The organism is Bradyrhizobium niftali (genome assembly GCF_004571025.1).
GTDB lineage: Bacteria > Pseudomonadota > Alphaproteobacteria > Rhizobiales > Xanthobacteraceae > Bradyrhizobium > Bradyrhizobium niftali.
In genome coordinates this window covers 1-18,694 of the sequence record NZ_SPQT01000031.1, presented here as the reverse complement: position 1 = coordinate 18,694, position 18,694 = coordinate 1, and the positions used below count along the sequence as shown (strand labels likewise).

The 18,694-nt window shown below is 62.6% G+C and carries 25 protein-coding genes and 2 pseudogenes; 11 read left to right on the top strand and 16 right to left on the bottom strand.

Annotated elements, in window-relative coordinates; all coding sequences use genetic code 11:
* Nucleotide 1: 1 nt before the first annotated feature.
* On the bottom strand, nucleotides 2–1,441 hold the full coding sequence (gene ccoG / locus E4K65_RS37460) for a cytochrome c oxidase accessory protein CcoG (protein WP_135178360.1): 1,440 nt from the start codon (nucleotides 1,439–1,441) through the stop codon (nucleotides 2–4).
* Between the two features lie 32 nt (nucleotides 1,442–1,473).
* Entirely contained in the window at nucleotides 1,474–1,794 is a 321-nt protein-coding gene (locus tag E4K65_RS37455; protein WP_027548594.1) for an ArsR/SmtB family transcription factor, read from the bottom strand.
* Between the two features lie 93 nt (nucleotides 1,795–1,887).
* Here E4K65_RS37455 and E4K65_RS37450 point away from each other — a divergent pair, with 93 nt between their 5' ends.
* Genes E4K65_RS37450 through E4K65_RS37440 form a run of 3 tightly spaced genes read left to right on the top strand, consistent with a single transcriptional unit; the run spans nucleotide 1,888 to nucleotide 3,168 of the window.
* The gene (locus E4K65_RS37450) at nucleotides 1,888–2,316 is read left to right on the top strand and encodes a YeeE/YedE family protein (RefSeq protein ID WP_135178359.1); all 429 of its coding nucleotides are present in this window, start codon (nucleotides 1,888–1,890) and stop codon (nucleotides 2,314–2,316) included.
* Nucleotides 2,317–2,321: 5 nt separating this feature from the next.
* Entirely contained in the window at nucleotides 2,322–2,789 is a 468-nt protein-coding gene (locus E4K65_RS37445; RefSeq protein ID WP_135178358.1) for a DUF6691 family protein, read from the top strand.
* Nucleotides 2,790–2,811: 22 nt separating this feature from the next.
* A complete protein-coding gene (locus tag E4K65_RS37440) occupies nucleotides 2,812–3,168 on the top strand; it encodes a carboxymuconolactone decarboxylase family protein (RefSeq protein ID WP_135178357.1) in 357 nt (118 codons plus the stop codon).
* Nucleotides 3,169–3,247: 79 nt separating this feature from the next.
* Here E4K65_RS37440 and E4K65_RS37435 read toward each other — a convergent pair whose 3' ends face one another.
* Nucleotides 3,248–3,568, bottom strand: a complete 321-nt coding sequence (locus E4K65_RS37435; protein ID WP_135178356.1) for a hypothetical protein — start codon at nucleotides 3,566–3,568, stop codon at nucleotides 3,248–3,250.
* Between the two features lie 260 nt (nucleotides 3,569–3,828).
* Nucleotides 3,829–4,233 (bottom strand): hypothetical protein, encoded by a 405-nt coding sequence (locus E4K65_RS37430; RefSeq protein WP_167771462.1) that lies wholly within the window; start codon nucleotides 4,231–4,233, stop codon nucleotides 3,829–3,831.
* A 154-nt stretch (nucleotides 4,234–4,387) separates the two neighbouring features.
* Between E4K65_RS37430 and E4K65_RS37425 the strand changes: the two genes are divergently transcribed.
* Complete coding sequence (locus tag E4K65_RS37425) at nucleotides 4,388–4,618, top strand: hypothetical protein (protein WP_135178354.1); 231 nt, start codon at nucleotides 4,388–4,390, stop codon at nucleotides 4,616–4,618.
* A gap of 198 nt (nucleotides 4,619–4,816) precedes the next feature.
* Here E4K65_RS37425 and E4K65_RS37420 read toward each other — a convergent pair whose 3' ends face one another.
* Nucleotides 4,817–5,059, bottom strand: a complete 243-nt coding sequence (locus E4K65_RS37420; RefSeq protein WP_167771461.1) for a PilZ domain-containing protein — start codon at nucleotides 5,057–5,059, stop codon at nucleotides 4,817–4,819.
* 184 nt (nucleotides 5,060–5,243) lie between these two features.
* Between E4K65_RS37420 and E4K65_RS37415 the strand changes: the two genes are divergently transcribed.
* The gene (locus E4K65_RS37415) at nucleotides 5,244–5,537 is read left to right on the top strand and encodes an HdeA family protein (protein WP_167771460.1); all 294 of its coding nucleotides are present in this window, start codon (nucleotides 5,244–5,246) and stop codon (nucleotides 5,535–5,537) included.
* A 120-nt stretch (nucleotides 5,538–5,657) separates the two neighbouring features.
* On the opposite strand, the gene E4K65_RS37410 is transcribed toward E4K65_RS37415, so the two are convergent.
* A complete protein-coding gene (locus tag E4K65_RS37410; RefSeq protein ID WP_027548603.1) occupies nucleotides 5,658–6,122 on the bottom strand; it encodes a PaaI family thioesterase in 465 nt (154 codons plus the stop codon).
* 380 nt (nucleotides 6,123–6,502) lie between these two features.
* Here E4K65_RS37410 and E4K65_RS37400 point away from each other — a divergent pair, with 380 nt between their 5' ends.
* Nucleotides 6,503–6,799 (top strand): hypothetical protein, encoded by a 297-nt coding sequence (locus tag E4K65_RS37400; RefSeq protein WP_027548605.1) that lies wholly within the window; start codon nucleotides 6,503–6,505, stop codon nucleotides 6,797–6,799.
* Between the two features lie 101 nt (nucleotides 6,800–6,900).
* The gene (locus E4K65_RS37395; protein WP_167771459.1) at nucleotides 6,901–7,155 is read left to right on the top strand and encodes a hypothetical protein; all 255 of its coding nucleotides are present in this window, start codon (nucleotides 6,901–6,903) and stop codon (nucleotides 7,153–7,155) included.
* 9 nt (nucleotides 7,156–7,164) lie between these two features.
* Here the strand turns inward: E4K65_RS37395 and E4K65_RS37390 are convergent, their stop codons facing one another.
* Nucleotides 7,165–7,398, bottom strand: coding sequence for a DUF6894 family protein (locus E4K65_RS37390; protein ID WP_027548607.1), 234 nt, complete (start codon nucleotides 7,396–7,398; stop codon nucleotides 7,165–7,167).
* Nucleotides 7,399–7,557: 159 nt separating this feature from the next.
* A complete protein-coding gene (locus E4K65_RS37385; protein ID WP_027548608.1) occupies nucleotides 7,558–7,746 on the bottom strand; it encodes a hypothetical protein in 189 nt (62 codons plus the stop codon).
* 297 nt (nucleotides 7,747–8,043) lie between these two features.
* Here E4K65_RS37385 and E4K65_RS37380 point away from each other — a divergent pair, with 297 nt between their 5' ends.
* A complete protein-coding gene (locus E4K65_RS37380; RefSeq protein WP_167771458.1) occupies nucleotides 8,044–8,283 on the top strand; it encodes a DUF2798 domain-containing protein in 240 nt (79 codons plus the stop codon).
* Nucleotides 8,284–9,111: 828 nt separating this feature from the next.
* On the opposite strand, the gene E4K65_RS37375 is transcribed toward E4K65_RS37380, so the two are convergent.
* The 3 genes and pseudogenes from E4K65_RS37375 to E4K65_RS37365 all read right to left on the bottom strand — a co-directional run bounded on the left by E4K65_RS37375 (nucleotide 9,112) and on the right by E4K65_RS37365 (nucleotide 11,745).
* On the bottom strand, nucleotides 9,112–9,279 hold the full coding sequence (locus E4K65_RS37375; protein WP_167771457.1) for a hypothetical protein: 168 nt from the start codon (nucleotides 9,277–9,279) through the stop codon (nucleotides 9,112–9,114).
* A 214-nt stretch (nucleotides 9,280–9,493) separates the two neighbouring features.
* Complete coding sequence (locus tag E4K65_RS37370) at nucleotides 9,494–9,736, bottom strand: DUF6894 family protein (RefSeq protein WP_135178348.1); 243 nt, start codon at nucleotides 9,734–9,736, stop codon at nucleotides 9,494–9,496.
* Between the two features lie 147 nt (nucleotides 9,737–9,883).
* A pseudogene (locus E4K65_RS37365) lies at nucleotides 9,884–11,745 on the bottom strand (caspase family protein).
* A gap of 220 nt (nucleotides 11,746–11,965) precedes the next feature.
* On the opposite strand from E4K65_RS37365, the gene E4K65_RS37360 reads away from it, so the two are divergent.
* Nucleotides 11,966–12,175: a hypothetical protein gene (locus E4K65_RS37360; RefSeq protein ID WP_135178347.1), complete on the top strand. Its 210-nt coding sequence runs from the start codon at nucleotides 11,966–11,968 to the stop codon at nucleotides 12,173–12,175.
* Between the two features lie 14 nt (nucleotides 12,176–12,189).
* On the opposite strand, the gene E4K65_RS37355 is transcribed toward E4K65_RS37360, so the two are convergent.
* The 3 genes from E4K65_RS37355 to E4K65_RS37345 form a co-directional block, all read right to left on the bottom strand.
* On the bottom strand, nucleotides 12,190–12,396 hold the full coding sequence (locus tag E4K65_RS37355) for a hypothetical protein (protein WP_135178346.1): 207 nt from the start codon (nucleotides 12,394–12,396) through the stop codon (nucleotides 12,190–12,192).
* A gap of 671 nt (nucleotides 12,397–13,067) precedes the next feature.
* Nucleotides 13,068–13,265, bottom strand: coding sequence for a hypothetical protein (locus tag E4K65_RS47870; RefSeq protein WP_167771456.1), 198 nt, complete (start codon nucleotides 13,263–13,265; stop codon nucleotides 13,068–13,070).
* 668 nt (nucleotides 13,266–13,933) lie between these two features.
* The gene (locus tag E4K65_RS37345; RefSeq protein WP_135178345.1) at nucleotides 13,934–14,167 is read right to left on the bottom strand and encodes a hypothetical protein; all 234 of its coding nucleotides are present in this window, start codon (nucleotides 14,165–14,167) and stop codon (nucleotides 13,934–13,936) included.
* A gap of 211 nt (nucleotides 14,168–14,378) precedes the next feature.
* On the opposite strand from E4K65_RS37345, the pseudogene E4K65_RS37340 reads away from it, so the two are divergent.
* Nucleotides 14,379–15,254, top strand: a pseudogene (locus E4K65_RS37340) (IS110 family RNA-guided transposase); the annotation flags it as partial.
* An 892-nt stretch (nucleotides 15,255–16,146) separates the two neighbouring features.
* Nucleotides 16,147–16,755, top strand: coding sequence for an ATP-dependent DNA ligase (locus E4K65_RS37335; RefSeq protein ID WP_347340980.1), 609 nt, complete (start codon nucleotides 16,147–16,149; stop codon nucleotides 16,753–16,755).
* Between the two features lie 335 nt (nucleotides 16,756–17,090).
* Here the strand turns inward: E4K65_RS37335 and E4K65_RS37330 are convergent, their stop codons facing one another.
* Both E4K65_RS37330 and E4K65_RS37325 read right to left on the bottom strand, forming a co-directional pair.
* Nucleotides 17,091–17,720, bottom strand: coding sequence for a helix-turn-helix domain-containing protein (locus E4K65_RS37330; protein ID WP_135178441.1), 630 nt, complete (start codon nucleotides 17,718–17,720; stop codon nucleotides 17,091–17,093).
* Between the two features lie 564 nt (nucleotides 17,721–18,284).
* The coding region (locus E4K65_RS37325) for an IS110 family RNA-guided transposase (RefSeq protein ID WP_135178343.1) at nucleotides 18,285–18,694 on the bottom strand (410 nt) is incomplete at its 5' end.

Here is an 18,694-nt window from a genome sequence, read left to right as displayed (position 1 = left end):
GCTACGGCTCGCCCGGCACGAAATGATCGCGGGCGCTCGCTCGTCCGCCGCCGGCGGTGTCGGTGATGGCGATGTCGACGTCGCGGGAGGTCTTCGGCAGATCGCTGGGGCCGACCTGCACCGACAGCCTGACCTCGCGGGTCTGGTCCTGCCCGACCTCGATGACGGGCTTGCCGTCGGGGCTGCCGTCGATGCCGGCGACGCGAATGGTTGCGCCGGGCAGACCGGAGACCGCGAGCGCAAACGATCGCTGGGCGCCCTTGTTGAGGATGCGGACGGTGTAGTCGTTGCGCACCCCGCCATCCGAGAGCTGGACGAAGAGGGGATTGCGCTCATGCAGCACGTTGACGTCCATCGTCGTACGGGTCGCGAGGGCATAGAGCATGATGCCGCCGACGATGGCGATGGCCGCGGCATAGATCAGCGTGCGCGGACGGATGATGCGGTAGAGCGGCGCCTTGCCCTCGCGCCGGCGCTGCATGTTGATGTCGGTGTCGTAGCCGATCAGGCCGGCGGGCCGGCCGATCTCGCGCATCACGTTGTCGCAGGCGTCGATGCACAGGCCGCACTGGATGCAGCCGAGCTGGATTCCGTTGCGGATGTCGACGCCGGTCGGGCAGACATTGATGCACTGGTGGCAATCGACGCAGTCACCGGCGCGATCCCCATGCGTGCGGGCGGCGTCCGCCTTCTTCACCGACATACGCGGCTCGCCGCGGTCGCGGCGATAAGTGACGTTGAGCGCCCATTCATCGGTCAGCGCCGCCTGGATGCGCGGCCACGGACACATGTAGATGCACATCTGCTCGCGGGCGTGACCGGCAAAGACATAGGTCGTGGCGGTGAGGATGCCGATCCAGAGATAGGCGATGAACGGGGCCTGGAAGGTGGCGAGCTCTTTCACCAGCGTCGGCGCGTCGGAAAAATAGAGCACCCAGGCGCCGCCCGTCCACCAGGCGATCATGATCCAGAGAAAGTGCTTCAGCACGACCTTCCGGATGTGATCGAACGTCCAGTAGCGCTTGTCGCCCTGCATGCGCTCGCGCCGATCGCCCTCGACCCAGCGCTCGACCGCGTAGAACAGGTCGGTCCACACCGTCTGCGGGCACATGTAGCCGCACCACAGCCGGCCGGCGACCGCGTTCATCAGGAACAGGGTCATTGCCGCGATGATCAGCAGACCGGTGAAATAGTAGACCTCCTGCGGCCACAGTTCGATGAAGAAGAAGTAGAAGCGCCGATGCGGGAGATCGATCAGAACGGCCTGGTCGGGCAGGCCGGGTCCGCGATTCCAGCGCACGAAGGGCAGGAGATAATAGGTCCCGAGCGTGACGCAGAGGATCGCCCATTTGATGCGGCGGAAAGGGCCGTGGACGGATTGCGGATAGACCTTCCTCCGCTTCTCGTAGAGAGGTCCCTCGATGAAAGTGTCGTCGCTCATGCTGCGCTTCCCGCGTTTGCGTCAGCGAAGCCCTATTCCGGTGCGCAGAAGAGGCGGTACAAGGTCTCCAGCACCGAGCGGACTTCCTGGCTCGCGATGCTGTAGTATATCGTCTGGCCGTCCCGCCTGGGTTTGACCAGGCTCAATGCGCGCATCTTTCCGAGATGTTGGGATAGGGCGGCCGACGACAGGCCTGCGATGTCGGCCAGTTCGCCGACGGACTTTTCGCCGTCCAGCATGTTGCAGAGAACCAGCAGCCGCTTGGGATTGCCCATGGCGGAGAGGAGGCGGGAGGCCTCTTCGGCCTTCTCCTCCAGAGCGAGCAGTTCCTGATTCCGGGGCTTGCGCTTCATGACTGCCAGATATATTAGTATATTCGAAAATACGAAACAACTGAAAATAACGGTATTCGGCGCCCGCGAGGGCGCCCCCGGTCCGGAGGGCTCATGGTCTCGACATCATTTACACCGATCGCCTCCCTGGCTGGCGGCGTACTGATCGGCGTAGCCGCCGTTCTGCTGATGTGGGCGACGGGACGGATTGCCGGGGTCAGCGGCATCGCGGCGCGGCTGTTCCCACCCTATGAGGACGGCGAATTCGCCGGGCGTTTCGCCTTCGTCGCCGGTCTCGTCGCCGCGCCCGTGCTGGTACGGCTTGTCACCGGAAGCCTGCCGGCGCAGACGATCGAGGCGGGGACGACCGTTCTGATAGTCGGCGGATTGCTCACGGGATTCGGTTCGGTGTGGGGCAGCGGCTGCACCTCTGGCCACGGCGTCTGCGGCTTGTCGCGACTCTCGGTGCGCTCGCTGGTCGCGACCATCACTTTCATGGCGGCCGGCATGGCGACCGTCTTCCTGATGCGGCACTGGAGCTGATGTCGATGGCAATCCTGGTCCAATTCGCGATCGGCCTGATCTTCGGTCTCGGCCTCATGGTCTCCGGCATGTCGAACCCGGCGAAGGTTCTGAACTTCCTCGACATCGGCGGCATCCCGGCAGGCACGTGGGACGCCAGCCTTGCCTTCGTGATGGCGGGCGCGGTGGCCGTGACCTTCATCGGCTTTAGTCGCGTCCTGAAGCTCGCGCGGCCGTTCTTCGCCGAACGATTTTATCTTCCGACGCGAAGCGACATCGATCCCAGGATCGTCGCAGGTCCCGCGATCTTCGGCGTCGGCTGGGGACTGGCGGGGTTCTGTCCGGGTCCGGCGCTGACCGCGCTCGGGTTCGGCTCGGCCTCCGCCTTCATCTTCGTTGCGGCGATGTGTGCCGGCATGGTGCTCGTCCGCTTCGTCGCTCACTGGCCGTCATTGACGCGCTTCGTCACGCCGGCCGATCCGCTCGAAACCTGAAGTCACCGCGAAAGAGTAAGTCATGGACAAGAACTATCCAGAGATCACCCGGCAAATCTCCGCCAACATGCGCAAGCTGCGGAACGACATTCCCGACGCCATGAAGGGATTTGCCGCGCTGGCCCAGGCCGCGACGCGTGACGGTGCGCTGGACAAGAAGACCAAGGAGCTGATCGCGCTGGCGCTCGGCGTCGGCGCGCATTGCGACGGCTGCATCGGTTTTCACACCGAGGCCCTCGTCAAGCTCGGCGCGACGCGCGAGGAGGTCGAGGAGACGCTCGGCATGGCCGTCTACATGGGCGGCGGGCCGTCGCTGATGTACGCCGCCGATGCGATCGCAGCCTACGAGCAATTTCAGCAGCAAACGGTTGCCGCCTGACGCCTGTGATCGGATGCACCCATATGGAAGGGACCGGGCGAGTTGTCTCGTCCGGTCCCGTCCGTCTTGGTTCTACCGATTACCAGCCACCGACGCCCACGCTGACGCCGGGAGCGCGAATGCCGACGCCGCCTCGCGGGCCGTCGTCCCAGTCGCGATAGGTGCGGCGTTCATAATAGCGCTCGCGCGGCATGGTGGCATAGGAGTCGCGCACGATCACGCGCGCGCCGCCACGGGTGCGATAGCAATTGCCGGCGTCATCGCAGACGAGCCGGACTTCCTGGATGAGATCGGGGTTGGCGTATTCGCTGGTCGTGTAGATGTCGGCGGCCTTCGCGCCGCTCGCCGCAGCGATGGCCCCGACGCCGGCCAGCAGTGCAATCGTAAATGTCCGCATCATATCCTCCTCCGAAACTGCCCTCTGCGGTAACAAGAAGGGGAGGCGGCGATCGTTCCGGCCCAAATGCAGGATTTTCCCCGGAACTGGTGGCGCGCGGACAATGTTCCCCGGGGCGACACGCGCCAATTCGGCGAAGCATCATGATTGCTGCGAGCCGTTTGCCGATTTCCTCTCGGCGGGGAAGCTGAAGCAGCACTGCGGATCTGGTCTCGGATGCGCCCGCTATGTTCCGCCTTACACAGGGCTGACGACGAGGCCTGTCAGATCGGCTCATAAACCTCGGACCCGCAGATGTCGTCGGCTTCCGCGCGGCGGCGATCGATGACCTTTCCGCCGGTGATGGTCACGATGTAGGTCTGGTTGCCCAGCGCCGTACCCGTCGCCGAGGTGAGCTGCGCGCGGACGCAGGCTGTCCAGCCCGGACCGCGCACCTCACGATGGGGCGGGGCGACATGCACCTCGCGCGGATAGGACGTGTTGAGGAAGACGACGTCGATCTGCTCGCGCACGACGCGCTTGACGTCGGGGGGCGGCTCGGGCGGCGCCTGCTCGGTTTCCTTCATGCGCATGAACTCGGGTACCGGCGCGCGGCTGTCGGCAAAGCCGCAGGCACCGAGCGCGAGCGCGCCGGCCAGCAGCGCCGCACGAGCAATGATCCGCAACATCCGTGAAGGGTCCCCCTGCGGGCCAACAGATAGGCACGAATGCGATCTGGCGAAGTCCTGGCCGATCAAGATTTGCTGAAGGCCTGGAACGCACGGCATTTGCTATTAGGGGATTGCAGGCTAGTTTGTACCCCAGACGAAGGGGATTGCGCCAATGAGGATTCTGGTCATAGCGGCTGCGGTGCTGGCGTTGGTGGGCAGCTCGGCTCAGGCGCAGATGGGTGGCGGCAGACGCCAGCCTAGCGAGGGCCAGAAGGCGGACAACAAGCCCAAGATCGACGAGGGGGCCTACAAGGCGGCGCTCGAGCGCATTCCGGAGCCCAAGGAGAAGTATGATCCGTGGGGCGGGGCGCGTCCGCCTGAACCTGCCAAGAAGCCCAAATAAACCCGATGGGCGCTGACGACGGGCCGGTGCCATCTGATCGCTGCCACCGAGGATCTCGATCAGCCCAGTGGAAGAGCTTGCGGCGTCGTCGGCGATCGCGCGCGTGCTGGCGGCCTGCGCCTTGCGTCGCTGCCATCGTAGCAGGCACTCATAACCGTGTTGTGGATGCGATACGAACAGTCGTTCACATCGTGCGCGCTATCGCACGAAAGCGAGACCGACGCGCCTGTCGCTGCGCCATACGGGGCGGCAAGTCCGCACGAAATTGTCGCGCGCGATCGAGAGTGTGAACGATTGCGGCAATGTGACGGGGGTCTCGAGGTCGATCGCCACGCCGCCTGCGGACATGTTTCGCACGGTGCACGCGATGCCGTTGTTTTCAAAGGTGATCGTTCCACCCTTGAAAACACGGTAACGTTGGGCTGCACGCTTCTCGGTCATCTGCGTTGATCCACAATGATGATTGTGAAGTAGTGCATAGAAATTACGTTGAACTAAACTCAATACTGGCGCTACTTGCACAGCGCTTCAGATTTCGTTTACGACGTTGAAGCGGTGAGTCACGTCCCGCCGACTTTCCTCACAAGCCTTTCCTTTATGGCCTTACGCGCCGATGGACATTCCGATGAAGACCACGCTTTCGATCCTGTTCGCCGCAGCGCTTTCGCTGTCGTCGATGCCCGCCCACGCCGTCAAGTGGGACCTCTCGACCATGACTTGCAAGCAATTCCTCGAGAGCGGCGAAGACAACATCGCGGTCGTGCTGACCTGGATGGACGGCTGGTACAAGGGCGACGAGGACAACGCGATCATCGATACCGAGGTGTTCATTGAGAACGCCAAGAAGTTCGGTGCCTATTGCGGAAAGAATCCGACCGTCAGCGTCGTCACCGCGGCCGACGAGATCCTCGGCAAGTAACTCTTGCAGCGGACTGAAGTGCGGACGCAATCGCGCTTCGGCCTCTCGCTTCGATGCGAACGTGATGGAGAGCCGCGGTGCGCCTTGCGCTCACGCGGCTCTCGTCTTTTGCGGCGATGCTCAGCCCGGCAGCATCGCGAACGCGCTCGACACCATGGCCACCGGCTTGTTGTCGGCGGCCGAGAGCAGCGTGACGCGGCCGAAGCTCATGGTGCGCCCGAGCCGCACCACGCGGGCGTCCGCGAGCACGTCCGACGAGGTGGCCGCGCGCATGAAATGCGTGGTCTGGTCGACCGTGGTCATCGGACGGTAGCCGCGATTGGCGGCGAGGATCGCGATGACCATCGCGGTGTCGGCGAGGGCCATCAGCGCCTGGCCGCAGACCACGCCGCCGTTCCGGCACAGCCGCTCCGAAAATGCCATCCGGAGCAGCGCACCCGGCTGCCAGTCCGGCGCATCCGCAGGCTGCGCGTGCTCGATGCGCTCGACCGAGAGGTTGAGATCCTGGACCCAGGGCGCAAAGACCTCGCCGAGGATGCGTCTGGCCTCAGTGATGCCGAACTCGGCTTCTGGCTGCGATGGCATTGCGGCGTGTACTCCATTGTTGCCGGATGTTTCCGCCATTCTGCGCGGATCGGCACGCCAAAGTCACCCGGTCTGATGCCGGTCCCGTCGGCTTGAAAATGCCTGACTTCGCCCGATATGATGCCGCGCTTGGGATCGGGTGGATGATGTTGCGTCGGTGTGTCCTCGTGTTTTGGCTGGTGGCGCTCGGCATTGTGCTGGACGGGTGCACCAGATGCGGCCCGATCTGGGACGACTGGCTGCACGCGCCGAAATCGTGCAGATCGGACCGGCTCTAGCGGGCCATTCGGCCCTGAGCGACCCCAGCGGTCACGGACGGGCTGTGATAAGGATGACCGGCGCGGCTGATCCGCGCCGCCATGATGATCAAGGAGTAGATGATGAAGCTTTTCCGTATGGCGGCGGTGCTGGCCGTGCTGGCGGGACCGGCCTACGCGCAAATGCCCAATATCAATTTGATGCAGGACGCGCCGAGCAAGTCCCCGGAAGAAAAGGCCGCGGATGCGGAGCGTGAAAAGGTCTACAAGGAAACGCTGAAGAAGATTCCGGACGCCAAGTCGTCCAACGATCCCTGGGGCGGCATGCGCTCCGATCCGCCGAAGCAGGCTGCGCCGAAGGCATCGGCCGCAACCACCAGCGCGCCGAAGAAGACCAAGACCGGCACGGCCGCCAACTGAGCCTTTCGGCCGGAGGCGGCATGCGCCTTTCGGCCGGGACTCCTCTTCGTCCGATCCGCTCCCTACATTGCCGGCAGGTGTTGCGTAGAGGAGGACAGGTCATGGCCGATCGTCCGCGGGATCTCGCCGAGCGGATGGCGCGCCGGCGCAAGATCGGCGGCAAGCCGGGCGAGCACGCCGGCGACGGTTACCTGCGCGAGACCTTCACGCTGCCGCGCGCGGCGGCGCGGGCGAGGGCGCAGGCCTTCTTCGCCCGCTACCCCAAGGCCGGCTATATGAGCGCGGTCGAGACCTGGCGCGAGCTGCCCGGCGGCGACATCGAATTCACCATGCGGCGGCTGCCCAGCGCCGACTGAGGTCGGCCCCTAGTCGAGCGTCTCGGCGACGATGCGGATGCGGAACACGGGCTCCTTGGTCTCGTCCAGGAGCTCCATGTGCCATTCGGAATTTTCCTGGAGCTTGCGGGCGATGCCCGCGGCCATGTCGGCGCAGACGCTGGTCATCTCCTTCCAGGCCAGATCGCGGTCGGCAAACTCCGACGCCTGGTCCGCACAGCCGGAATAGCGGCCGTTCCGGATTCGAAAGAAATAGAGCGGCATGGCTGGCACCGATCGCGTGACGGCCCCGCCCCCAAGGCCCACGGCGCGCAGTGCAATCCCAAACCACAGGCAGATCAATTCCGGGCGGCTACGGGATAACCGGGGGCGCATAGGAGGAGCCGTGAGCCCGCCGGGCGCGTCCGGTTCAGGCCGTCTTGTTCAGGCCGTCTTGCGCCCGATGGCCTTCAGCTCCCGATCGATGCGCAGCTGCACCCGCCGGATCGCCAGCAGGTCGATCTTGGTCTCGGTCTTGCCGGTCTTGACCTGCTCTCCGATGCGGAACTGCCATTGCCAGATTCCGGGAATGGCCGTCTTGGCGACGGTGAATTCGACGCCCCTGTGATTCATGGTTACCTCCCCACGATTCACCTTCGATCACTGTAGCATGTTGGCAATCGAATTCCGAAAGACGCTGGCCCGCAAAGCGATGCTAGACTATCGCCCGGTGCGCGCTGATGCAGCTGAGCGCGGCTCAGGAACTTTGTTCATGGTCGGAGAACCACGGGTTCGTTCGATGGTGATGGGTTAACGATCGGTTGTGACGCCGGCGATCCCGATCGAACGGGAAGAGCCAAGGCCCGCCTCGCTGCGCGCGACGGCATGTGGCTTGCTTGGCCTCGTGACGGCAAGCAACATGAGCGCGTCATGCTCGGCATTCCCCGCCGCTACAGTCATTTCGTTTTCGGTGTCCTCCAGTCCGGACTGACCTCGCTGATCGCCGCTGGGATCGCCAGCCTGCCGGCTGACGGCGCGATGCTGTTCGCCCGGCACTGGATGCTGTCATGGCTGATCGCATGGGCCGCGATGCTGCCCGTCGTGCTGCTGGCGGCGCCCGCGATCCGCGCCTTCTCGTTGCGGCTGACGCGGGAGGAGAGGGGCCCGTGAACCGGCCGGCATGAAAAAAACCCGCCTGGGGAGAGCCAGGCGGGGTCAAAGGTTATTGGAGGCTGAGGTGCTGGGCTGCAACACCATAAGCCCAATGACCCTAGCCGGCTGAGCTTACGACAGCCTGACAAGCCCGCGAATCGAATCCAGGCCGGCGCTCACCCATGCCCGCCAACAGAAAACCCCGCTCGTGGGAGAGCGGGGTCGTCGGTTGGGTATGGAGGCCCGGTGTTGGCCCACCGGGCGAGACGACATTAGGCGACCAGGCTTACGGGTGCCTGACGGCGGCATCGAAACCCACACGCCGGAGAGGCCGCAGACTGGCCCCGCACCGGTCCCAATTTGGTCACCCGATCGCAACACTCGGGCCACAGCCGCAGGCGAGATTCCGCAAGGTCCGGTGCAGCCATGGGGGAAACGTGGCTTGCCGGCAACGGGGTAGCATCATGGATAACGTAGAGCGGTCGTTCGCCGCCGCGACGGCGGTTGGCTTTGTCGTGCTGGTGATCGGCATCGGGCTGCTGGCGCTCATGTAGACTTGGCCGGCATGCGCCGGCGGCAGCTGGCCCCGTCTTTCAAAAAATTGGAAAACAACCCCATGCACAGTAGGCGGGTTGGGGATTTGCCTGCTGGGTCAATGATTTAGAGGTAGTATTTAGATACCTTTTACGCGCGCGATCGCCCTGAAGCCGGGCATATTGCCGACGCGTGATGCCGGGCCTTGCATTGACGAGGGCGGCCTCTGCCGGCCGCCGCTTTCGGTGACGCCCCGGACGCCCGCCGCATTGCCGGCGCGGCTGGTCGGCTCCGCAGCCCGTCCTGGTGGCTCTAGTGAACCTTGATCACGTCCAGCGGAAGCTGGAGCTCGGCGGCACGCTCCAGGCGGTCCTTTTTGCGGAACTCGTTTTCCTTCCGCTCGAACTTGACCATCTCCTCATGCGCCGCCTCCAGCAGGCGATTACGCCTGGTTGCATCCTGGTGCGTGTCTTCCGTCATGACCGAGATCCCCACTGTTGCGCTCCAACTCAGAGAAGCCACAGGCCGCGAAAAGGTTCGATGCCGCAAGATTACGGAATTATGACGGCGCTCTGCTCATGCGTCTTTGATGCGCGTCAGCTTCGGTCGAAAAACGATGCTGCGAGATTGGAGCCAGAGGCGTTGAAGCGCAAGTTCGGAGAGCCTCCACCGAGAGGCCTCCAACCGAGACGGCTCACTGCCGCCTGACGATATCGAAGACGAACCTGACCTGCATCACGGGACCATGTGCGTCCCTGACTTCAATCGACATCTTGCGGCTTTGCATGCCTTTGAAGTTTCGCACGGCGTCCCATGACAGGCCGGCCAGCGCGCGGGCGGCTTCTTCCTGGACCGCGAGCAAATCTTGCAATTCGAGTCCTTCTTCGTCGGGAACTATCTCGTCCCCGTCGCGCAGGTCGAAGTAGTAGATGGCCATCGCAGGCGCCCTCGACGTCTCTCTCAGCCACCGGCGCCTACGGCAGAGCCTCGGCCGGTGATGGGGGACAATGAGCTGGCGGCCAGTTGGTTGCTCAAGGTGAGGCGACGGTATCCGGTCGGCAAGATCGGGTCTCTCAGTCGCGGCTCAGTTGCAAACTTCGACGCTACCAGTAGAGCCGCCCGCGTTATTAGCGCCCCGCTGGGCCGCTGACGCCCCACTCAAGATTTCGAGGTGACATCCCGGCCGGACCGGCCGACAGCCCGCATTGTTACAATAGATTTGCCCAGTCGCCTGGGGCTTCGAGGGCGTGGCCTCGACCTTCTTCCTCTCGTCGTCGCGCGGCTTGGCGTCCTCGCGGGTCGCGACCGGCTTCTTGTCCTGGACCTTCTCGCACTCGTTGTCGTCGTTGACCCGATAGCCCGCGCGGCAGGTGATTTTCACGCAAGCGTCGCCATCAGCCCTTGAGCCGCGGTCGCACACCAGCGGACAGACACGTCCTTGCTTGCCCTTGATCGCGTCGAGAGCGTCGAAGCTCGCCAGCTTGGTGTCGAACTTCGTTCCGGCATGCTTGTTGAACAGCGTCAGCGAGCGCTGCGCGGAGGCGTTCCATTCGCCGTCCGATGCGCCCGTCAGACATCCGACGCGCCGGAGTTCCGACTGCACCAGTTTGGCAGTCTCCTGTGGCGAGAGGCTGGGCGCCGATTGCGTTGGGGCAACTGCCGCGACCTTCTGCTCGCCGTCACGCTGAGCCCTCTCAGTCGCCTGTTTTGCTGCAAGCTCGGAAGCTGCCTTGTCGTTCGCGATCTTGTCGGCGAGCGCCTTCTCGGCAGCCTGCTTGTCGGCCAGCGCCTTGGCCACGGCGGCCTCGGCATCTTTCCTGCGCTGCTCGGCTGCGGCAGCCTTTGCTTCCTCGACCTGCTTGGCCTTCTCGGCCGCCAGCCGGGCATCCTCGGCGGCATTGGCGGCGGCTGCGGCCTTGTCCTGCTCGGCCTTCTTGGCTCGCTCCGCGACGAGCCGCGCCTTCTCGTCTTCGGCCTGCCTGGCCTTCTCGGCTGCGGCCGCGCGCGCATCTTCGGCCCCGATCTTCTTCAACTGCACCCGCGCAAGATTCGCATAGAAGCCCTCAGGATAGGTCTGGAGAAACGCTTCCCATGCGTCGCGATCACCCGCCTGCAGCGCCAGCTCATAGTCGCGGCGAACTGCATCTTGGGGATTTGCCTGCGGCCCGGTGGCGACCGGCTTCGCTGTAATCAGCGGCACGTCGTCGCCGCCGAGCGAACCGTAGACATAGGGCTCCTGCTTGTAGCCGGTGTTCTTCAAGACATCGTCGCGGACGAAGCCGAAGGCCTTGCGCAGGTCGAGCCCCGGCGTCGGCAGCCGCTCGACCAGGGCGGCGGCGAACGGACTATTTTTGGAGTCGCCATCCGAAGCCGTCGAGCCCGCCTTGGCGGCGAAGGCAATCATGGTGTTCGGGCTGGTCGGCTCGATCTTGGCGAGACCCCGGCCAATGGCGCGGGAAGCGACCGTGCGCTTCATCGTCTTGGCGAACGGATTGTCCCTGCAGGCGTCCAGAATGACGAGGCGAAGCTGCTTGGCAGGCTCCACCGCAAAGAGCGCCCGGTCGAGCGCGACGGTCTCGTCGAGCACGTCGCCGTCGGTTTCCAGCGCGGCATCCGTGGGGATCAAATAGTTCGTGCCGTCGAGCTCGATGCCGTGCCCGGCATAGTAAATGACGGCAACTTGGGCATCGCGGGTCCGGCCCGCGAACTCGCGCAGCGACCGGCGCATGTCGGCGGCGTTGAGGTCGAGCCTGACATCGACATCGTCGAAGCCCGCCTTCTTGAACATGCCGCCGACCAGGGTGGCGTCGTTCGCCGGGTTGGTGAGCCGGGGGCGCTCTTGTAGGCGGAATTGCCGATCACAAGCGCCACGCGCCGTTCGGCCATTGCCGGTCCGCATCCGAGCCACACCGCAAAAAAGATCAAGAAAAACCGAAGCGCGCCCATTACAGCCCCAAATCAAACGCGAGCAGCGTATTCACAGCCTGCCGAAAGGCAAGCGGATGGTATGTGAGGTACATCACTAGTCGGGTCGTCAGTTCCCGTCTGCTGTGCTGTCAACCACGAGCTTTCCAAATGAAAGAGGCCGCCAGCTGAGGCGGCCTTTATTTCCTGGGTCTGACCAAAATTGCACATGCAGGATCGCCGAAGCAGTCCATGCTCAGTCATGACCGCAAAAGCGAAAAAGCTCACCCATGAGGAGTTCGCCTCCTTGCTCGCGGTCGGTAACGCGTCTGCAAACGGTGCTGCGCCTGCGATCCCTGCCAAACATCGCGCCCGATTGATCGCGCTGGGCTACATGGTCTTTCTTCAGGGCAGGCTGCGAATGACCACGCCGGGACGGATCCGGATCTATGCCGGGCAACTCGATAGCTGAGGCGTGCCTTGCATCTACGCTGGCTTTGGCGGTTGAAGCCCCGGCGATGTAAGCCATTCGCTCATATGCGAGCCGGTCTCGGCTTGTCTGGCTTTGCGGAGGAGGGTTTCGCGCTCAAGGCCGTGCGGGAGCTTCTTGGCTTGCTCTCTTAATCGTTCGGCTTCGCGGGCCAGACGCTCTTCGAGGGACAGGGTCTGCTTGAACCTGCGACGATGTTGCATGACTCGCCTCTTGGCTTACGGGTCCTAACCGTTGGGTTTGAGTTCTAGCGATCCTAATATGCAGACGCGCCGCGTTCTGTTCCAAAGTGAACATTTCACATTTCATGGTCTTCTTCTGGCGGGCGGCCCGGCCTTTATTCGTTGCACCTCAAACGGGTTAATCCAAACTCCTCAGGAACAGGTTTGCCTGTCCCAATTGGACACGGATGCCCCTTTTGAGCAGTCACGGTTTCCCGCTAACGGGCATAAGCTGAATTGGCCCACCGGACGGATCCAGCCCCTAATCCGGGAGAGCGGGGCGGCCCTACCGCGCACCAGCGAGGCGGGGCCGCTGCGCGTTGGGCCTCCGCTTGCAAATCCTGATTAAGCCGATTGCCCCATCGCACGGGGATGGCGCCCTGGTGCATGTTGATGTGCATGGGCCGGCGGTAGCCTTGGCTGGCCCGGTACCTTGGCCCCAGCTCGCCGTTCCCTTGAGTTGGGGCCTTTTGCTGCGCGCCCTTGACGTTTCGCACGGCGTCCCATGCGAGGCCGGCCAACGCGCGGACGGCTTCCTCCAGGCCGCGAGCAAGGCTCGCACTTCGTCGACAGCCCACCGCCAGCGCTCTCGAAAATGCGGGGCGGGAGCGCGTCGCTCTCAGCCACCGGCGCCTGCGAGTTGGCTGCAGCGTTCAATCCGGTGGTTGCAGCCCGGGCGAATTCAGCCACTCGCAGATGTGAGCGCCGGTCTCGGCTTGCCGGGCTTTGCGGATTGTATGCTCACGTTCGATACCGGGTGGAAGCGTTTCGGCCTCGTCACGGAGTCGTTGCGCCTGTTCGGCCAGGCGCTCTTCAAGGGACGTGGTTTGCTTGAGACGGCGTCGCTGCATGGCGCTGCTCCATTCCAGAGGAAGCGGGAGCGCTGGTGGCGTTCTCATCACCGATGAAAGCCAAGGGCCGCGCGGTGATGGCATAGCCTGACATGTCCGCTGCCGGACATCTGGTCAATCTTGACCACCTCGGGAAAAGTTGGCGAAAGCAAATCAGGCCGCTGCGATTTTCAGACCGGCCTTAGCTGGCCCGGCACCTTGGCTCCAGCTCCCCGGTCGCGCTCGAGTTGGGGCCTTTCTGCTATCCGCAATAAAAACGCCGCCCGCTCAATATGGCGCGGGCGGCGGCTTTCCAGCCCCAGGGGGGATGATGCAAAACCCCGGTAATGCTTTGTCTGCACACTCCATGCCAAGGTTCATTGTGCTGGAGCGGGACATCTTGATGCCGATAGAGCTCCAGAGGGACCCGAACGCGTTCAGCTTGGGGCACCAGAGGATCAAATACGGACAGCACCCCACATCCGGGCGCTGTCCCGATTGGCACACCCGCAGAGACAGATCGGGACACCGGGAAGTGTTGGGGCGGGAGCCCTTAGGAACGATTGCTGGATTGCCAGGTTTTCCCGGTGCCCTTCCCCAAGGGCACCCCGTCGGCCCCAGCTCAACGCCCCCCTAATCCTGCGAGCTGGGGCCTTTTTCGTTCAAAGAGGCCGCCAACCGAGGCGGCCTTATCGCTTCGGCGGATGCAACTCGCTCTTGAGCCAGCCCTGCACTTGTTCAGCTTTCAGTGGGTCAGGGTCGAACGTCGCGATCTTATGGTCGGATTGCCATAGCTCTATCGCGTCGTTTTCCACGAGGGACTTGGCCCGTTCTTTGGCCGCGGCATCATCCGCGCATATCAGGTCGAGGCGCTGTTTGATGTGCCCATCCTTGCCAATCACATAGGCTTGGTACTCAGGCATCTGACGGCCCTCAGCAGCCGCGATGAATGGAACCCATTAAATGCTCTTGTTCCATTCCTTGCAAGGTTCGCTACATGTTCTTTGGGATTGAATACCTTGATCTGTCCCAAGGATTGGTCTGGCCGCCAACTGATGGGGTGGATGGCCCCCTCTCGCGGCATCGAGTGCCATAATGGTGGTCGTCGAAGATCACCAGTAATGGGAGCCATCCATGGGCAATATTACAGCAATCGGTCTTGATCTGGCAAAGAAGGTTTTCCAGGTGCATGCGGTCGATGAGGCGGGCAGCGTAATCATGCGCAAGCAACTGCGACGAGGCCAAGTTCTCGCTTTCTTTGCAGGGCTTCCGTCGTGCCTCGTCGGGCTGGAAGCCTGCGCGACGGCGCATCATTGGGCGCGCGAGTTAACTGCGCTCGGCCATGTGCCACGACTCATGCCGCCTGCTTATGTAAAAGCCTATGTAAGGCGCAACAAGAACGACGTGGCCGATGCCGAGGCGATCTGCGAGGCAGTTAGACGTCCATCGATGCGCTTCGTGCCGATAAAAACGACGGAGCAACAATCGGCCCTCATGATACATCGGGCTCGCGATTTGCTGATCCGTCAGCGCACCATGCTAGTTAATGCTCTGCGTGGGCACTTGGCCGAGTTCGGTCTTATTGAGGCGCAGGGGCTGCACAAAGTGGCGAAACTGATCGCAATTGTCCTGGATGAGGAGGACAGGCGTATATCGGATATTGCCCGCCAGGTGCTGACGGTGATCGTTAGCCAGATCGAAGATACTCAGACCCGGATCGCAGGACTCGAGAAGCAGATCCTAGCATGGCATAAGAACAATCCAGTCAGCCAACGTCTGGCCACTGTCCCGGGAATAGGGCCGATCATCGCCACCGCGATTGCAGCAACTGTTGCCGACCCAAAGACATTCTGCAGCGGTAGAGAGTTCGCCGCTTGGCTTGGGTTGGTACCGCGACAAAACTCCACCGGTGGCAAAGCGCGTCTCGGCCGGATTAGCAAACGAGGTGACAGTTATCTCCGCCGCCTGCTCGTTAACAGTGCACAGGACACCTACCGCAACGCAGCATTGGCGGCATGACCCGCTAAGGAGCGTGCCGCCAGCTTGCGAGAGTGAAAACACGTGATGGCAGAGTCGGTCACCCGACGCATCGAGAGAAACCTGACCGCCTCAGTGGCGTTCGAACCCGGCCAACTGATAAGGCCTCGATCCGCGGAATCCATCAAGGCCAGCGGTTAGGTACGACCGCGCACAAAGGCCGGACACATGACTGCAAGCGACCACTGCTCATCACGAAAATAATTCTTGCAAGACGGGGGCCATCCACACATGAGGCGGCCTCAATGCAGCAGCCTCCGCCGGAGCTTCCTGATGATCTCCCGGAGTTCAGCAGCATACTCTTCTACGGCCTGCCGCACCTCATCCAAGCGCGTCGGTCGAGGAGGTGGCGGCTTAGCTGAATCCGGCTTGTCGGATTGGCTCATGGTCCCAGCGAGCGGGCGGGACCAAGCGGAGTCATTGAGATAAATCAAAGACCGATGGCGACGGCTACTTCCGCGGCTGCAACCGCGCAGAGGGGGCGGCGAAAAAATCAATTAGACGATTCACATATGTGGTTGCGAGAACCTTGAGGATCGGGAAAAATCGGCAATCCGGGGCTGGCTAGGCCATTTGATCTCGGAACTATTGAAACCCGGACGGGGCCGCTGACGGCAAGTCGGCGGCCCTTGTTTGTGAGGAACGACAAGGGCGCTTGCCCGCGAGCTGGGGCTTTTTGAGGTCGTCGCTGCATTGGAGCGACGGCGGCGACTGCGGCTAACGCCCTATAGCACCAGGATCACCAACCAGAGACTGAGCGAGCAGCAGAGCGCAATTCCAAGATACGGCAATGCAATTGTCATCGGTCCCTCGCTGGCGAATTCCGATGCCGAAACGGGAGCGAGATTCGCATATTCGCAGCCGCGTGACTATCTCGTTCGCATGTACCGCGCGTTCGAGTTCTGCCTGCCAGCCGCCGCCAAAGCCGTGCCTTCCGGGGCCCGACTGGATCCACGAAATCAAGTATGACGGCTACCGCTTGCGCGTCGAGCGCAACGGCAAGACCGTTCGGCTAATCACCCGCAACGGTCACGACTGGACCAAGCGATTTCCCTGGATCGTCGAGGCCGCGCTGAAGAACCGCGAGCAGCAATTCATCATCGACGGCGAGGCCGTTGTGCTCGGTGTCGACGGCATCTCCGACTTCAACGCCCTGCACTCGCGCCGGCACGACAACGAGGTGCAGCTCTACGCATTCGACGTCCTCGCGCTCGGCGGCGAAGATCTGCGCCAGCTGCCGCTGAGCCTGCGCAAGACCAACCTTGCGCGGCTGCTACGCGGTCGGCCGGATGGCATGTTCGTCGCGCCCTTCGAGCCAGGCGAGATCGGCACCGAGCTGTTCGGCGCCGCCTGCCGCCTTGGCCTCGAGGGCCTGGTGTCCAAGCGCAGCGATCGGCGCTATGTCGCGGGGCGCACGAAGGAGTGGATCAAGGTCAAGAACCGGACACACCCTGCAATGGCGCGGGAATTCTAGCCAAGACATTGCCGCCAGGGGCTCAGTGAGAAGCTTTGTTGCGAAAAGCTCGCCAAGACGGACGCGTTTTTTACGGAACGACCCCGGGCATCTCGGGGCTGGAGCCGGACGCTACGGGGTCGCCCGGCGCACCACTCAAGGCGGCACGCCTAGTTTGATATCGTCTTCTCCGAAATTCAGTTGCGATAACAAATGTTAAGATTCTGGATTAAGTTGCCGCAGGAAACAGCCCGCCCCGCCCGGCAGTAGGTAGGCTGAACCGACGCCCGGTTTGCCCCTGAGAGCCGACATGACAGAGGCTCCAGCGACCTTCGGCTAAGGGCCAATACAGGAAGTCAGACGTCGAACTCCGCGAGAGCATGACGGTCTAGCAATTCGAGCCGCCGTTGAGTGTTTCCGTCAAAGCGCAGCAGCGCTTCGTCTCGAAGTATGGACAACGCGCGGGAGACGGTTTCCAAGGTGAGACCGAGATAGTCGGCGATGTCGCGGCGGTTCATTGGCAGCAACATCATCGAGGGATGTGCTAGCCGTTCATCCATTTCAAGAAGGAAGGTGGCAACTCTCTCCAGGGAAGACTTCCGCCCCAAGAGAAGCATGTGATCTTCCGCGTGCTGCAGATTTTGCGTAACAAAGCAAATGAGGTTTTTGTTGCTGACTACTCGATTTTGCATGGCATCGAGGATGCTGCTTCGCTTTATGATGCGAACCTGGGTTTCGACGAGAGCGTCGGCGCTAAACCGGTGCGCGACGCCATTCTCAAATCCGAACATGTCACCCTGGAGGTGAAACGCATTAATCTGGCGGCGACCATCTGGAAGCATCCTATACGTCCGCACCGCTCCGGAAGTAATTTGGTAGACGTATTCTGCGTCCTCCCCTTCACCAAAAATCTCGATGCCCTTGCGATACTTGAACTCACTGCAAAAGACGTGCTCGCCAGCGAGATCGGCGAGGTGCCCGTCAATAGGCTGGCGGGCGGCAGCGTTCGCATTGACCAGCACCGTTCAACCCTCCCTGTTTTGTAACTTGGCAAGGAGTAGAGCATAGAGCAAATCCCCGAACAGGCGCAAATTGCATCGGACCTCCGTAATCACCCGGAGGTGTTTCTCAAGACGGGCGGGAAATGCAGACAAAAAGAAGCCGGTGGCCATTGAGGAGCCGAAGGCTTTGGGTGGGGTCGCATAGTGGGGCTACGCAACACCTCTTTTGGCTCAAAAAAGTCTCGCATGTTGATCTAGATCAAATGAATGCCAGATGGAGCTAATGCCCTGTGGACGGCTCCGGGTTGGCAAGGAGAATCTTCACTTGCGGCGTTGGTCGGAGCAGCCATGTGTTCGGCCTTTTTGCGCGGTACTCATGACCGCTGGCCATAATGCCCTCCGCGGATCAGGTCCCGATCAAAAGCACGCATTCGAAGATGCCATGGCCCATGTGGGTTGTCCTGATCGCCGGATCGACCGGCGCTGCATTAAGTGCTGTTCGCCCTTCCAACCGTTACGTCACACCCGAATGTCCGGCTGTGATCTCGTTCACGCCGTGAGAGCGGCGGGTTCCCTGTAGCGTTCGTTCCTGGCCATCATCGCCCATGCCATCCTGGCGAGCTTGTTGGCGAGCGCGATCGCGGCGACCTTGGTGGGACGGCGCGCCAACAACGCTGTGAGCCAGGGCCGATGCCGCGCACCATGGATCTTGGCATAGCGGATCACGGCGAGTGCACCTGCCGTGAACAGGCTGCGTAGGTAGCGATCGCCTTGCTTACTGATGCTGCCAAGCCTGTCCTTGCCCCCACTGGAGTTCTGCTTCGGCACGAGCCCGACCCAGGCCGAGAAGTCCCGCCCCGATCGGAAGGCCTTGGCATCGGCAACGCTCGCGACTAGCGCCGTTGCCAGCGCTGGACCGACGCCAGGGATCGCATCCAGTCGCTTGCTCGTCGCGTTTG

Excerpts from the sequence above, each read along its gene's own strand:
- E4K65_RS37445 (WP_135178358.1), top strand. The coding sequence starts at position 2,322 with ATGGCAATCCTGGTCCAATTCGCGATCGGCCTGATCTTCGGTCTCGGC.
- E4K65_RS37370 (WP_135178348.1), bottom strand. The coding sequence starts at position 9,736 with ATGGCCATCTACTACTTCGACCTGCGCGACGGGGACGAGATAGTTCCC.
- E4K65_RS37410 (WP_027548603.1), bottom strand. The coding sequence starts at position 6,122 with ATGCCATCGCAGCCAGAAGCCGAGTTCGGCATCACTGAGGCCAGACGC.
- E4K65_RS37415 (WP_167771460.1), top strand. The coding sequence starts at position 5,244 with ATGAAGACCACGCTTTCGATCCTGTTCGCCGCAGCGCTTTCGCTGTCG.
- E4K65_RS37355 (WP_135178346.1), bottom strand. The coding sequence starts at position 12,396 with ATGCAACATCGTCGCAGGTTCAAGCAGACCCTGTCCCTCGAAGAGCGT.
- E4K65_RS37440 (WP_135178357.1), top strand. The coding sequence starts at position 2,812 with ATGGACAAGAACTATCCAGAGATCACCCGGCAAATCTCCGCCAACATG.
- E4K65_RS37450 (WP_135178359.1), top strand. The coding sequence starts at position 1,888 with ATGGTCTCGACATCATTTACACCGATCGCCTCCCTGGCTGGCGGCGTA.
- E4K65_RS37420 (WP_167771461.1), bottom strand. The coding sequence starts at position 5,059 with ATGACCGAGAAGCGTGCAGCCCAACGTTACCGTGTTTTCAAGGGTGGA.
- E4K65_RS47870 (WP_167771456.1), bottom strand. The coding sequence starts at position 13,265 with ATGCAGCGACGCCGTCTCAAGCAAACCACGTCCCTTGAAGAGCGCCTG.
- E4K65_RS37430 (WP_167771462.1), bottom strand. The coding sequence starts at position 4,233 with ATGTTGCGGATCATTGCTCGTGCGGCGCTGCTGGCCGGCGCGCTCGCG.
- E4K65_RS37345 (WP_135178345.1), bottom strand. The coding sequence starts at position 14,167 with ATGCCTGAGTACCAAGCCTATGTGATTGGCAAGGATGGGCACATCAAA.
- E4K65_RS37375 (WP_167771457.1), bottom strand. The coding sequence starts at position 9,279 with ATGACGGAAGACACGCACCAGGATGCAACCAGGCGTAATCGCCTGCTG.
- E4K65_RS37425 (WP_135178354.1), top strand. The coding sequence starts at position 4,388 with ATGAGGATTCTGGTCATAGCGGCTGCGGTGCTGGCGTTGGTGGGCAGC.
- E4K65_RS37390 (WP_027548607.1), bottom strand. The coding sequence starts at position 7,398 with ATGCCGCTCTATTTCTTTCGAATCCGGAACGGCCGCTATTCCGGCTGT.
- E4K65_RS37395 (WP_167771459.1), top strand. The coding sequence starts at position 6,901 with ATGGCCGATCGTCCGCGGGATCTCGCCGAGCGGATGGCGCGCCGGCGC.
- E4K65_RS37455 (WP_027548594.1), bottom strand. The coding sequence starts at position 1,794 with ATGAAGCGCAAGCCCCGGAATCAGGAACTGCTCGCTCTGGAGGAGAAG.
- ccoG (WP_135178360.1), bottom strand. The coding sequence starts at position 1,441 with ATGAGCGACGACACTTTCATCGAGGGACCTCTCTACGAGAAGCGGAGG.
- E4K65_RS37400 (WP_027548605.1), top strand. The coding sequence starts at position 6,503 with ATGAAGCTTTTCCGTATGGCGGCGGTGCTGGCCGTGCTGGCGGGACCG.
- E4K65_RS37385 (WP_027548608.1), bottom strand. The coding sequence starts at position 7,746 with ATGAATCACAGGGGCGTCGAATTCACCGTCGCCAAGACGGCCATTCCC.
- E4K65_RS37435 (WP_135178356.1), bottom strand. The coding sequence starts at position 3,568 with ATGATGCGGACATTTACGATTGCACTGCTGGCCGGCGTCGGGGCCATC.
- E4K65_RS37380 (WP_167771458.1), top strand. The coding sequence starts at position 8,044 with ATGCTCGGCATTCCCCGCCGCTACAGTCATTTCGTTTTCGGTGTCCTC.
- E4K65_RS37360 (WP_135178347.1), top strand. The coding sequence starts at position 11,966 with ATGACCGCAAAAGCGAAAAAGCTCACCCATGAGGAGTTCGCCTCCTTG.